The organism is Corynebacterium sp. HMSC11D10 (genome assembly GCF_001806995.1).
In the GTDB taxonomy this organism is placed as follows: Bacteria; Actinomycetota; Actinomycetes; order Mycobacteriales; family Mycobacteriaceae; genus Corynebacterium; species Corynebacterium coyleae.
The window spans coordinates 1-13,266 of the sequence record NZ_KV787048.1 but is presented as its reverse complement, the minus strand read 5'-3'; the positions used below and the strand labels follow the sequence as shown (position 1 = coordinate 13,266).

Annotated in this window: 11 protein-coding genes and 1 tRNA gene; 6 read left to right on the top strand and 6 right to left on the bottom strand. The window is 61.5% G+C overall.

Translation table 11 applies throughout. The annotated features are described in order from the left end of the window. Positions 1–57: 57 nt before the first annotated feature. Positions 58–891 (bottom strand): hypothetical protein, encoded by an 834-nt coding sequence (locus HMPREF3120_RS04860; protein ID WP_083284779.1) that lies wholly within the window; start codon positions 889–891, stop codon positions 58–60. Between the two features lie 40 nt (positions 892–931). Between HMPREF3120_RS04860 and HMPREF3120_RS04855 the strand changes: the two genes are divergently transcribed. Continuing rightward, positions 932–1,426 carry a M48 metallopeptidase family protein gene (locus tag HMPREF3120_RS04855; protein WP_070451115.1) on the top strand — a complete coding sequence of 165 codons (495 nt, stop codon included), beginning with the start codon at positions 932–934 and terminating at the stop codon, positions 1,424–1,426. A gap of 188 nt (positions 1,427–1,614) precedes the next feature. Here the strand turns inward: HMPREF3120_RS04855 and HMPREF3120_RS04850 are convergent, their stop codons facing one another. Beyond that, the gene (locus HMPREF3120_RS04850; RefSeq protein ID WP_070451106.1) at positions 1,615–3,132 is read right to left on the bottom strand and encodes a zinc-dependent metalloprotease; all 1,518 of its coding nucleotides are present in this window, start codon (positions 3,130–3,132) and stop codon (positions 1,615–1,617) included. A gap of 69 nt (positions 3,133–3,201) precedes the next feature. Between HMPREF3120_RS04850 and HMPREF3120_RS04845 the strand changes: the two genes are divergently transcribed. Further along, positions 3,202–4,314: a YlbL family protein gene (locus HMPREF3120_RS04845; RefSeq protein WP_070451105.1), complete on the top strand. Its 1,113-nt coding sequence runs from the start codon at positions 3,202–3,204 to the stop codon at positions 4,312–4,314. A 3-nt stretch (positions 4,315–4,317) separates the two neighbouring features. On the opposite strand, the gene HMPREF3120_RS04840 is transcribed toward HMPREF3120_RS04845, so the two are convergent. After that, on the bottom strand, positions 4,318–4,998 hold the full coding sequence (locus HMPREF3120_RS04840) for a hypothetical protein (RefSeq protein WP_246815417.1): 681 nt from the start codon (positions 4,996–4,998) through the stop codon (positions 4,318–4,320). Between the two features lie 38 nt (positions 4,999–5,036). Further along, entirely contained in the window at positions 5,037–5,525 is a 489-nt protein-coding gene (locus HMPREF3120_RS04835; protein WP_070451114.1) for a PPA1309 family protein, read from the bottom strand. 173 nt (positions 5,526–5,698) lie between these two features. On the opposite strand from HMPREF3120_RS04835, the gene HMPREF3120_RS04830 reads away from it, so the two are divergent. The 3 genes from HMPREF3120_RS04830 to HMPREF3120_RS04820 all read left to right on the top strand — a co-directional run bounded on the left by HMPREF3120_RS04830 (position 5,699) and on the right by HMPREF3120_RS04820 (position 9,744). Beyond that, positions 5,699–8,605: a UPF0182 family protein gene (locus HMPREF3120_RS04830; protein ID WP_246815421.1), complete on the top strand. Its 2,907-nt coding sequence runs from the start codon at positions 5,699–5,701 to the stop codon at positions 8,603–8,605. Between the two features lie 124 nt (positions 8,606–8,729). Next, positions 8,730–9,509 carry a glucose 1-dehydrogenase gene (locus HMPREF3120_RS04825; RefSeq protein WP_070422409.1) on the top strand — a complete coding sequence of 260 codons (780 nt, stop codon included), beginning with the start codon at positions 8,730–8,732 and terminating at the stop codon, positions 9,507–9,509. Between the two features lie 158 nt (positions 9,510–9,667). Further along, positions 9,668–9,744 (top strand) — tRNA-Met (locus HMPREF3120_RS04820). 333 nt (positions 9,745–10,077) lie between these two features. On the opposite strand, the gene HMPREF3120_RS04815 is transcribed toward HMPREF3120_RS04820, so the two are convergent. Continuing rightward, complete coding sequence (locus HMPREF3120_RS04815; protein ID WP_005293770.1) at positions 10,078–10,482, bottom strand: MerR family transcriptional regulator; 405 nt, start codon at positions 10,480–10,482, stop codon at positions 10,078–10,080. 169 nt (positions 10,483–10,651) lie between these two features. Here HMPREF3120_RS04815 and HMPREF3120_RS04810 point away from each other — a divergent pair, with 169 nt between their 5' ends. After that, complete coding sequence (locus HMPREF3120_RS04810; RefSeq protein ID WP_070451102.1) at positions 10,652–12,211, top strand: SulP family inorganic anion transporter; 1,560 nt, start codon at positions 10,652–10,654, stop codon at positions 12,209–12,211. A 169-nt stretch (positions 12,212–12,380) separates the two neighbouring features. Here HMPREF3120_RS04810 and HMPREF3120_RS12365 read toward each other — a convergent pair whose 3' ends face one another. Further along, positions 12,381–13,130 (bottom strand): hypothetical protein, encoded by a 750-nt coding sequence (locus HMPREF3120_RS12365; RefSeq protein ID WP_246815416.1) that lies wholly within the window; start codon positions 13,128–13,130, stop codon positions 12,381–12,383. Positions 13,131–13,266: the final 136 nt, after the last annotated feature.

Below are 13,266 nucleotides of genomic sequence, written 5' to 3'. Positions count from 1 at the left end.
CAGCCCCAGCCGCGCCAGCCCGGCCGCGTCACCCCAGCCGCGTCAGCCCAGCCAGCGCTAGAAGCACATCGGGCAGTCCGGGTGCGACGGCACCCGCTGCGACACCACAGGCACAGGCGCGAACGGGTCCGCGACCACCACGTCACCGGCTACAGGCGTCGGTGCCGACACCCCGGGCGGGTCGAGCGCACCGGCGAGCCTGCCCGCCACCGTCGCTGCCGCCACCGCACCGGCCGCCAAGGACACCGGCTCGGCCGCGATCGCCGGCGGGAGGTGCTCCTCCACCTGGGCGATGTTCGGGTCCCGGTCCAAAAGGTACAGCCGGGCGCACACCGGGCACGGCCCAGACGGAGCGCACACAGGGCCGACGACCACGCGCGCGTCGAACTGCGTCACCGGCACCACAGGGCCACGCCGGCCACGGGTCGCGGCGGCGATCTGATCCACCTCGGCAGCACAGTTCACGGCAAGCACCGGCAGGTGCGGCTCGTGGTCCAGGAGGAACTTGCTCACCGACTCGTCCTTCATCGGGCTGCGCGTCACCACACCACGGCGCGACAGCAGCAGCGTGATCTGGGAGGCCAGCGCGTCGCGCCCCACCACCAGCACTTGTGGGGTGGTGGTGGGGATGAGGAGCCGGTAGGTGATGAGGTCGTCGATAAGACTGCGCGCACGCGCCTCACCGAGATGCACCGCAAGGGCTGCGACAATGGTTTTGAGCATCCGCGGATGTGTCAGCGAATCAAGGACTATGACCACCTCGTCGGCGCTGGGCACGGTGATGAGCCCGGTGCGTGTCGCGTCCGCCCCGAACTGGATTGTTTCTGGCGCGCGTACGAAAACGCGGACGCCGCGCGCAAGTTGAATGCGTGTGTGTTCTTGGATTGCCACGTGTGTTCCACCCCCGCGTCGCATCCTACAATGTTGCGCTATGTCTGGGATGCAATATCGCGTGATCCGCTCCGCCCGTCGTGCGAAGACGGTGCAGGCCAGGGTGGTTGGCGGGGTGGCGGAGATCCGCATTCCGGCGCACTTCACCAAAGCGCAGGAGCGCGAGATGGTGGAGCAGATGCTGGCCAAGTTGGAGAAGAAAACGTCGACGCGTTTGCTTGACGACGACTCCCTACGCACCCGCGCCGAAACCCTGAACAAGGAAATTCTGCAGGGGCGGGCAACGATTGGTTCGGTGCGGTGGGTGTCTAACCAAAACACGCGCTGGGGCTCCTGCACCGTATCGACAGGTGATATCCGCATCAGTGATCGGCTTCGCGACGTGCCGGCGTACGTGCTGGACGCGGTGCTGGTGCACGAGTTAACGCACACCTTCATCCCGAACCATTCGGCAGAGTTCTACGCCTGGGCGGATCGGGTGCCCAAGGCGGAGCGCGCCCGCGGGTTTTTGGAGGCCTACCAGCGCTACGGCTAGGCCTACCGCGTCAGCTGACTGACAAATTTCACAAAATCTGTCAGGGTCGTTTTCTGACCTGGACAGATGCTTCGTCGCTGACAGATTCTGCCGCAATCCGTCAGTCAGCCCCGCCGCGCGGCCCAGCCCCGCCGCCGACGCCCAGCCGAACCACCGACGCCCAGCCCCGACGCGCGGCCAGGCAGCGCCTACAGCTCCGTGCCGTCCTGGCTGCCGTCGTCTTTGCCGTCGCCGTCTTCGCGCTTCAACTCCGGGTTGTTGCGCAGTTCCTCTTCCAACTTGGCAAATTCGTCGTCGAGGTCGGTGTCGGGGGCGTCGTCGAGAAGCGTGTCGATGAAGGACGCCGGGTTGTCCAGCTGCTCGCTGGACGGCAGGAGGTCGGGGTGCTCCCAGACGGCGTCGCGACGATCCACGCCCACAGCGGTGCCTGCGCGACGCCACAATTCGGCGGCCTCGCGGGTGCGCGGTGCTGCGAGTTCGATACCGACGATGTTGGCAAAGGCCTGCTCAGCAGACCCGCCGGTGGCGCGGCGGCGTGCCCACGCCTCGGCGAGTTGCGGGGTGGTGGGGATGCGTTCGCTGAGGGCTTCGTCGACGACGACGTCAACCCAGCCTTCAACAAGCGCGATCAGGGTTTCCAAGCGGGACGTGGAGGCAGCGTTGCGGGTGCCCACGCGCGGGGAGAGGTCCTCGTCTTGAAGGCGCTGCATGGCCTCCTGGATCTGTGTGGGATCGACACCATCCAGGTTCAGGTCGCGGACGGCCTCTTCGATGTGGGAGGTGTCAATCTGCAGGCCGGCGGCGTATTCCTCCACGGAGGAGACGAGGCGCTCGACAAGCCACGGCACGTTGCGGAACAGGCGCTGGCGCGCGGCCTCGCGTGCGGCGATGTAGACCATCACTTCCTGGCCTGGCAGGTCCAGCCCCTTGGAAATCTCCGCGATGTTGCGCGGCAGGACCGCACCGATGCCGGCGGGTGCGACAGGCAGGCCGAAGTCAGTGCCGGTCAGCGCCTGCTGGGCAAGATCGCCCAATGCGTGGCCCAACTTCATGCCGAACTGCATGGAGTTCATCTGGTTAACCATGCTGACCATCGGGCCCATCATCTCGCGGGCCTCTTCGGGCATGGTGTCTAGCTGGGCGCGCGCCATGTTGGCAGCGACCGGGTTGACCAGGCGCTTCCACATCGGCATGGTCTGCTCCAGCCAGTCTTGGGCGTTCCAGGCCTTGGCCTGTGCCTGGCTGGCGGGCAGTGCGGTGGCACCGTCGAGCCAGAGCTCCGCTAGGCGGAAGGACTCCTCGGCGGCGCGAGAGTCTGCCTCGCTGACCGGGTTCACCCCGGCGATGCGCTGACGCGCCATGCGGGCGGCCAGGTCGAAGTTGACGGCGTCGCCGTCCTCCTGGGCGTTCATGGAGGAGCCCATGCCGGAGAGCATTTGGCCGAACTGATTCAGGATGTCGCCAAGCCCGCCAGCACCAGCGCCACCAGCGCCACCGGCGCCACCAGCGCCACCGGCGCCACCAGGGCCGCCGGGGCCACCGAATCCACCGAACCCGCCGGACCCAAAGTTTCCGCCGAAACCGAAGGCTGCAAACGGGTTGGTCGGCTCGCCACGCCCGTTGTCGTTGTTGTTGCCTTCGTTGTCCCTGCCCTCGTTGTCGTCGTTGCCGTCGTTGGGAAAGGAGAATCCGAATCCGTTACTCATAGGCGCCACAATACAGCTGCACAACGGCGCGGGTTGGAGCTGCTGGTTGCTGCGCTAACATGTGCCACCATGACGAACGCGCATACACCAGCGGACGCGGCAGAACACACGCCCGCGACCAAGACAGCGAACAAGCGTTTTTCCACGCTGGTGTGGGGTGCAGTGCCTATCGCGTTGCTTGCGGTGGGGATGACGATGGACCACATTCCCGGCACGGACATCAAGCTCACGGTGCCGTACGCGGCGGAAGGGGCGGGCCCGACGTTTGACACGCTCAGCGAGATCCAGGGCACGCCCGTGGTGGACATCGAGGGCGCGGAGACCCTGGACACCGGCGGGCAGCTGAATATGACCACCGTGTCGGTGCGCACGAATATGACGTTGGGCCAGGCGTTGGCCCGCTGGGCGGTGACCAAGGACACGCTGGTGCCGATCGAGCAGGTGATGCCGGCGGATCGCAGCGAGGAAGAAACGCGCGAGTTTAACCAGCAGATGTTTGTCGCGTCGGAGGCATCGGCGACGGTTGCGGCGATGCACTATCTGGGCAAACCCACAACGGTGAACATTCATGACGTGGTCAAAGGCGCTGCCGCGGACGGGATCTTGCAGCAGGGCGACAAGATCCTTGCCATCGACTCCACTCCGGTAGCCAAGCCGAGCGCGGTCCAGGACGTGGTCTTTGCCAAGAAGCCCGGCGAGACGGTGGATGTGACCATCAGCCGCGACGGCAAAGAAGAGACGAAGACCGTCGAGCTGAAGGAGAATCCGCACGAGAAGGGCAAGCCGATGCTTGGCATTCTTATGGATTCTGAGCCCGCCGATGGCCTGAAGGTGCACTACAACCTCAACGACATCGGTGGTCCGAGTGCGGGCATGATGTTTTCGCTGGCGGTGATTGACAAGTTGACGCCAGGCGAGCTCAACGGGGGCAAGTTCGTTGCCGGTACCGGCACGATTAACGACGACGGCGAGGTCGGCCCCATCGGCGGCATCACCCACAAAATCCGTGGCTCGCGCGATGAGGGCGCCGAGTTGTTCCTCGCGCCGAAGGGTAACTGTGATGCGGTGAAGCAGGCCGACGCTGGTGATATGACCGTCGCCGCCGTGTCCACCCTCCAGGAGGCAGTGGATGCGATGGAGGCGTTCGCCGCAGGCCGCGACGTGCCAACCTGCGACGGCTAAGGGTTAGGGCTTCTTCGCCAGGCCGAGGTCGTAGATCCGCTGGCGCGGGTCCTCCTGGTCGGAGGAGATTAGTTGCTGCATGACCAGGCCCTCGCGGTTATCCACCACGGTGATGATCGCGGAGGTGCCCAGCGTGGACCAGCCGACTACGCGGTCGCCGGAGTCTTCCACCACGCGCGAGGAGCGCAGCTCCGTGAGCAGTTGGGTCGAGGAGGCCGCCTTCGATTCGGAGTCGAAGAATTGGAACTGGCCAATCTCGTCGCCCTGACAGTCATAAGATCCGCTGATCCCGCCGGCGCCACAGCCTTCGAACTGGTCGAAGAACTCCTCAGGCGCAAGGGAGGCGAAGCGTTCGCGTACCTTCTCCAAGGTTGCCTCCGCAGACGAGTCCGCTTTCTCCCGCTTCGAGGAGCTCGTGCTTGTCGACGACACCGTCTCGGAAGCAGACTCCGACTCCGACGCCGTGTCAGATTCGGACCCAGCGGTGGTAGTTGTCTCGGACGTGGTCGTTTCAGGTGTGGTCGTCTCCGAATCCGAGGAGGTGGTTGGGTCCTCGCTGATGTACGACGTCGAGATGGGGCTGCTGGTCGCGTTGGCCTCGTCATCCTCGCCACCACCACAGGCGGCAAGAGATAGCGAGCCGACAAGGACAGCGGAGGCGATTGCGCGGCGGGACACAGACACGGTCAGAAGCTCCTTGGATTGGGTTTCGGGTGTCTAGCTTAAACCAGGTCGTCCGGGTCTTGCTCAAGGCCGTAGCGCAGCGCAGCGATCACACCCGGGGCGACATCCGGGCCGCCACGCAGCTCAATGTCGTCCTGGGCGAAGGGGCCGCGCTCCTCCAACTCTTCATCCGTCAGGCGCATCTGCAGCAGGGTCTGCTCGATGTCTTCGGTACGCAGCACGCCGGAGAACAACCGCGCCGGGCGCGCCTCGGCATCCGCCGGGGCAGAGGCGTCGCGGAAGAGGATCTCCTGCGCCAGAATCACGCCTTCCACCTCACGCGGCCAGGCCAGGCGGGTGACGTACTCGCCGAGTTCCTCGGAGCCGGGGAGGATGTTCTCCGGCAATTCCTGCACAACCAGGGTGAGGGGGGAGGAGTCGTCGAGGGTACCCAGCTCGTCGACAAGCAATTGCGTCGGCACCAGACCGAAGAGGGTAGGCGGGGCGTCCCAACCTTCGGCGTGGACGAAATCGACGGCCTCCATCATGGCCTTATTCAGGGCTTGCTGCTCGCGCACGGGAACCTTTCCGGATTGTTGGCCGTTAAACTTTCTAAGCTTTAATGCACATAGACGTTGGACAACACTATTCCTAAGGAGCAGGCTTGGCTACCCGCCTCACCCGGCCACAACCACGGTCGCAGAAACCGAATAAAGGCCTCATGGTCACACTCGGTGTACTCGCCGCACTGTTCTTCCTCCTACCAGTGATTATCGGTCTGTACACCGATTTTCTCTGGTTTGGCGAGGTTGACTTCCGCGGCGTATTCAACCGAGTGATCATCTTCCGCGTGGTGCTGTTTGTCATCTTCGCGCTGCTTGGCGCAGCGGTTGCATGGGCAGCAGCGCACTTTGCGTGGCGCGGCAGGCAACAAGACAGTGCCGACATTTTCGGCGAAACCGCACAGCAGGCGCAGTACCGCGCCGCCGTCCAAGACGGTGTGAAGGGGCTGCTGACTTGGGTGCCTGCGATCGTGGGCATCATGTCTGGTCTTGCTGGCCAGCGCATGTGGCGTGTGTTTATGATGTGGTTCAACGGTGGGGACTTTGGCACCACCGACCCGCAGTTTGGCAAGGACCTAGGCTTCTACGCGTTTAGCCTGCCGGCAATCTCTGCGATTGTGGGCACGCTGTCCATGCTGCTTGCCGTCGCGTTTGTCATCGGCGCGGTAGGCCACTACCTGCTCGGTGGCATCCGCATTGGCAACAACGTCACCGGTGTCAAGGGCATGGTGTCCAAGCCGGCACGCATCCAGCTCGCCGTCACCGCAGGCCTGTGGATGCTGACCAAGGCCGTGACCTACTGGCTGGACCGCTACTACCTGCTATCCAGCCAGAATGACATCTTCACCGGTGCGTCCTACACCGCGGTCAACGCGATGCTGCCCGCGAAGATCATCCTCACCGTCATCGCTGTGGTTGTCGCAGCGGCGTTTTTCGCTTCCATCGTGTTCAAGGACTTCCGCGTCCCAGTGCTGGCAACGGTGCTCATGCTGGTGTCCTCCATCGTGGTGGGCAACGTGTGGCCGGCGCTTTTGGAGCAGTTCTCGGTCAAGCCGAACCGTCAGGCCAAGGAATACGAGTACATCGGCCGCAACATCGAAGCCACACGCGAGGCATACGGGCTGACCGATGACAAGGTCACCTACATGGAGAACTGGGGCGGCAACACCTCAAACACCGATGTGGCTAAGGATGCGGCGACGATCTCCAACCTGCGCCTGCTGGACCCGGACATCATTTCCCCGACGTTTACCCAGAACCAGCAGCTGCGTAACTTCTACGGCTTCCCAGACCAGCTGGCCATGGACCGCTACGAGGTCGACGGCCAGATGCGCGACTACGTTGTCGCCGCGCGTGAGATGGACCCGAACGCGCTGAGTGAAAACCAGCGCGACTGGATTAACCGCCACACCGTGTACACCCACGGCAACGGCTTTGTCGCAGCGCAGGCCAATACTGTCGACGAGGCCGCGCAGGACGCCGGCTCCACCCGCGGTGGCCTGCCAATCTTTACCGTGTCCGACCTGCAGGCCAACGCCGCCGCCAAGGAGGCCGGCGAGGCTGAAGAGCTGGGCATCAAGGTAGAAGAGCCGCGCATCTACTTCGGCCCGGTGATCGCCTCTGCGCAGGATGGTCTGGACTACGCCATTGTGGGCGATAACGGCCAGGGCCCGGTGGAGTACGACACCGACAACTCCACCTACACCTACACCGGCAAGGGCGGCGTGGACATCGGCAACCCGATCAACCGCGTGGCCTACGCCGTGAAGTACCAGGAACTGAGCTTCCTGCTGTCCGACCGCGTTGGTGGCAACTCGAAGGTGCTCTACGACCGTGACCCGCGCAAGCGTGTGGAAAAGGTCGCACCGTGGCTGACCACCGACTCCAAGACCTACCCGGCTGTTATCGACGGCCGCGTGAAGTGGATCGTGGACGGCTACACCACCCTGTCCCAGCTGCCGTACTCCACGCGTACTTCCCTGCAGGACACCACGCAGGACGCGCTGAATCCGGACGGCACCACCCAGCGTCTGATCACCGACAACGTCGGCTACATCCGCAACTCCGTCAAGGCCACCGTTGATGCCTACGACGGCACCGTGGACCTCTACGCGTTCGACGAGTCCGACCCGGTACTCAACGCGTGGATGAAGTCCTTCCCGGGCACCGTGCGCCCGAACTCGGAGATCTCCGACTCCTTGCGTGACCACCTGCGTTACCCGGAGGATCTGTTCAAGGTCCAGCGTGACCTGCTGGCGCGCTACCACGTGGATGACCCGGGCGTGTTCTTCAACAACGACGCCTTCTGGTCTGTGCCGAACGACCCGACCGCACCGGAAGGCCGCGACCAGCTGAACCAGCCGCCGTACTACGTGGTGGCCGCTGACCCGGAGACCAATAAGCCGTCCTTCCAGCTGATCACCCCGTTCCGTGGCCTGAACCGCGAGTTCCTGTCCGCACACATGGCGGTGTCTTCTGATCCGGAGACCTACGGCAACATCACCGTGCGCGTCCTGCCGACGAACACCCAAACCCAGGGTCCGAAGCAGGCTCAGGACGCCCTGATGTCCTCCGACCAGGTGGCGCGTGACCGCACCCTGTGGGAGGGGACGAACGATCTGAAGAACGGCAACCTGCTCACCCTGCCGGTAGGCGGCGGCGAGATCCTCTACGTCGAGCCGATCTACTCGCAGCGCAAGGACCAGGCATCCGCCTTCCCGAAGCTGCTGCGCGTGCTCGTGTTCTACCGCGGCCAGGTGGGCTACGCCCCGACCGTGTCCCAGGCGCTGAAGCAGGTGGGTATCCACTCTGACGCAGCCCAGGAAGTCGAAGTGGTGGACGAAAACGCACCACAGGGTGAGGCTGAAACTACCCCCGCTGAGGAAAACAAGGAAGCCACACCGGAGGGTGATAACGCGCCGAAGGTAAACCGTGACGAGGCCCTGAACGGGATCAATGATGCTCTTCGTAACCTGGAGAGTGCCCGCAACGGTTCCTTCGAGGAGTACGGTCGCGCCATCGACCAACTCGACCGTGCAGTGGCTGAGTACCAGAAGGCGCAGTAACGGGTTATAGTTATCTCGTCCCCCCAGGACCGGGTGCATCGCGCGAAGTGGGCGCGCGATGCACCATTTTTGTATCTAGCATGGTGTTTACAACCAACTCTTTGAGAGAAAGGCTGGATAGACCATGGGACGTTTTGACGGAAAAGTAGCGCTTGTGACCGGTGGTGCATCGGGAATGGGCGCAGCAGACTGCAAACTCTTCGTCGAAGAAGGCGCAAAGGTTGTCATCGCTGACCTCAACGAAGAGATCGGCGGGGAACTGGCAAACGAGCTCGGCGACAACGCAATTTTTGTGAAGCTCAACGTTGCCGACGAACAGGACTGGAAGGACGCCATCGCGGCGACGAACGAGGCGTTCGGCCGCCTGGACATCTTGGTGAACAACGCCGGCATCCTTCAGATGACGGGAGTGGAGGACACCACCCTGGAGCAGTTCCAGAAGATCATGGCCGTCAACGTGGACGGCGTGTTCTTGGGCATGAAGTACGCCATCCCGGAGATCCGTAAGCAGGGCGGCGGCGCGATCATCAACATGTCGTCCACCGCGGGCCTGGAAGGCCAAGTCAGTGCGACCGGCTACGTGGCATCCAAGTGGGCAGTGCGCGGCATGACCAAGACGGTCGCCGCCGACGTTGCCGACGAGAACATCCGCATCAACTCCGTCCACCCGGGCGCGATTGCAACCCCGATGACGGCAGATTCCCTTGTAGAGGGTGCACCGCTTCCGCTCGCAGCAGCGAACCGTCCGGGCCGCGCCGAGGAGGTTGCGAAGACGGTGCTGTTCCTCGCGTCCGACGACGCGTCCTACATCAACGGCGCAGAGATTGCTGTCGACGGCGGCCTGACCCTGGGCGCCTCGAAGCACATCTACGGCATCCTCGGCCAGCTCGCTGCCCAGCAGTAACGGCAGTAGTAGCGGTAGCGGCAGTAGTAGGGAAGCCCCGATAATTGGATCGCACCAAACCGTCGTGAACAGGCGGTTTGGTGCTCTCTGTCGGTGTATGTATAGTAAGTCCACGTTGCTGGTTACGGCGACAGGCGAAAATCACATATTGCGCCCGACGCGGGGTGGAGCAGCTCGGTAGCTCGCTGGGCTCATAACCCAGAGGTCGTAGGTTCGAATCCTGCCCCCGCTACCAACTTCCAAGCCCCTACCAGGAGAAACACTGGTAGGGGCTTTAGTTATTTCTCTTAAGGCGCACGTCCTGGGACTCAAATCGGGACTTTAGCGATGGCATTTTGTCACTTAAGCCGGTTTGGAAGTGATGGGGTTAAGTGACAATTTTCGATTTTGTGACCTTGGATGACTGTGTCGTTTTGAGGAGTCGTCTGCACGGATTTCAGAAGTCCTCTGTACTATCGCCATCCACTCCGGAGAGGCCGCGGGCGTTCGTCCACTTCATCTGGAACGCGATTCGACAGAGCGCATTCAATACGATGGTCTTTTTCTCCCTGCGAAGGATGGGGGCAGTTTAGGGTGCCAGGGTGTTGACCAGATCGAGGAATTCCTCAGCGTAGGCAATTTGCTTGCGTAGCTTTTCGTAGCGGGTGCGCGTCTCCTCACGAATGTCGGCAAGGGTGGCCTTGGCATTACTCCGTGCCTGCTGTGCGGTATCACTGTCCTGCCCGCCATCTGAACTATGAAGAATCTCCGCAGCTTCCAGGAATTCCCGCATCTGATCCAGAGTAAACCCCAGCGGTTTCATCCGTCGCACCAGCAAAACACGACGTACATCAGCCTCACTATAAAGCCTGAACCCACCAGGGCTACGCCCCGATGGGGTAATCAGGCCGACGTTGTCATAATAACGCAAGGTGGGAATCGACAACCCCGTCTGGTCAACGACCTCGCCGATCTTGAAATTACTGTTTTGCATTGCCTGTTCTCCTTCACGGTGATGTTGCCCACGGGTTCCTGTGCCTGGGTTGGCGGTTGAGTAAAACTCCCGCTACCATGACCACCATCACCAAACCTAAAGTTACTAGAGGGTTGGATTCCTTTCGGGCGTTCGCCCAGTTACCTATCCCCTCAAAGATTGGACATCTATGACTGAAACTAGCACGGCGGCCCCCCGCCCCCTCCTGAGTCCAGACGGCGCTGATGCCCCTACCGGGATCATCGCATCCTTCCGTTACGCATTTTCTTCCCCCGCCCGTATCCGTATAGAGATTCTGGCCGGACTGGCGGTATCCCTGGCGCTGATCCCTGAGGCCATTGCCTTTTCCATCCTTGCCGGTGTTGACCCAGCCATGGGTCTGTTTTCCTCGGTAGTCATGGCCATTGCGATCGCCTTTACCGGTGGCCGCCCGGCAATGATCACCGGCGCCACCGGGGCTATTGCCCTAGTCATTGCTCCTGTGGCGCGTGGTTACGGGATGGATTATTTCATCGCCACCGTCCTGTTGGGCGGTGTCCTACAAATCGTGCTCGGCGCCCTCGGTGTGGCGAAACTTCAGCGTTTTATCCCCCGATCGGTGATGCTGGGTTTCGTCAATGCACTGGGCATTATGATTTTCACCGCCCAACTCGAACACCTCATTGATGTGCCTTGGATAGTCTACCCACTCGTCGGCTTGGGTGTGGTGATCATGATTCTCTTCCCCAAGCTCACCAGTGTGATCCCCGCCCCGCTGGTCACGATTATCGTGCTCACCGGTTTGGTCATTGCCGCCGGTTTGACTGTCCCGACGGTCTCGGACATGGGCAAGATGCCGGAGACCTTACCGTCCCTGTTTATTCCGAACGTGCCGTGGACGTTGGAGACCCTGCAGATCATCGCGCCTTATGCCCTGGCCATGGCCGTGGTCGGTCTCATGGAATCGTTGATGACCGCCAAGCTCGTCGATGACATCACCGACACCCACTCCGATAAAACTCGTGAATCCTGGGGACAGGGGGTGGCTAATATTGCCTCCGGTTTCTTCGGCGGCATGGGTGGCTGCGCGATGATCGGCCAGACCATGATCAACGTCCGCGAATCCGGGGCACGTACCCGCCTATCCACCCTGTTAGCCGGTGTGTTCCTGCTGGTCCTGGTCCTGGCACTGGGCGACATCGTTGGCATGATCCCGATGGCTGCGCTGGTGGCAATCATGATCATGGTCTCGGTCGGCACCATCGACTGGCACTCGGTGCATCCACGCACCCTTAAACTCATGCCGGTCTCTGAGACCATTGTTATGGCCGTGACGATTATTGCCACCCTAGCCACCAGCAACCTGGCCATTGGTGTGGTGTTGGGTGTGGTCACCGCGATGATCATGTTCGCCCGTCGGATGGCACATATCGCTTCCATTGAAAAGGTCTCCGAGATCGACGGCGACGGCGATGGCGAGATTGATACTCGTACCTACCGGGTGCATGGCCAGTTGTTTTGGGCATCAAGCAATGACCTGGTTTATCGCTTTGATTACACCGATTCTGCCCGTCATATCACTATTGATCTCACTGAGGCGGAGATCTGGGATGCCTCCACGGTCGCGACCTTTGACGCGATTACGCAGAAGTTCCAGGACAGAGGCAAAACCGTGTCCATTATCGGGCTCGACGGTCCCAGTCAGGACCGGCTGAACCGCCTGTCTGGCCGGCTTGGCACCGGCCACTAACATCCCCCGACTCGAGCACATCGACTTGGCGCCCCAACTTATAACCGGGGCGCCAGTTTATTGGTGCTGTTGCAAAGTTGGGGCATAGGAAGAGCATAAAAGAAGCGTAGCGGTTAACCGCTACGCTGTGTTGTGGGGATTTTTACTTTTTACGGTGCACGTGTTCTAGTTAGTGGTTCGTTTCTTTCCTCGGGTGATTGCGACGGTATTCCTCGACTAAGTGAGCAATACCCGGCGCAGCCTGGGACAACATCCAGGTCATAAGCGCTATAAGAACCCCTATGACGATAAGTGTTAACGCCAACCAGCCCAGTGTTGGGCCGATGCCGTTGGCCTCCTGGACGTGACCCCACAAGGCAGACACGCCGTCGGGTATGCCGAGCATACTTAGCAGCCCGTTCCCCAAGGCTCCGACAGCAACGAGTGCGATAGCAACGAAGAGAACACTGGCTGCAATCCACGAGGCAGACATGCAGGCCTTAATAAAGTTCGTGTTCGACTTTTCCATGTCGTCGTTGTACTTTTTGCGCTCTGCACGTATCTTCTCCAGCAGCTTTTCGTTGGACTCCTTCTCCTGGAGCAGGGCGCTGCGAGCCTTCTTAGATGCTTCTGCTGCCTTGTGCAGGCTTTCGGACTCTTTCGACATTGCCTCAGATACAGCTACTTCTACCAGCGGTTCCAGGCTAGAAGTCAGGCTCGAAGTCATCTGAGCGTTCAGGCTCTGGGCTACTGCTTGGCTGGAATCCTTGTCGAGATGGATGGGGCTTTCGGCTGCTTTGAGTACCAGCTGTTGCATCCTTGTCAGACGCGACATCTGCTCGCTTATCTCGATTAGGTACCCTTTTACCCCCTCCAGGCCGTTGGGCAGATCCTCGATGTTCCTTATCAGCCCGGTGATCATCTGCTGCACTTCCATCATCGTTACTTGGAAGTGACTGCTGCTCACGTAGTTCTTGTTTGCGGCGAGATTGCTTTTTACGTTCCTTAATTCGCTTTCCGCTTGCGTCAACCTCGTCGAGAAGGGTTGCGTCCCTTAGTGTGGTGTAACGCTTGCT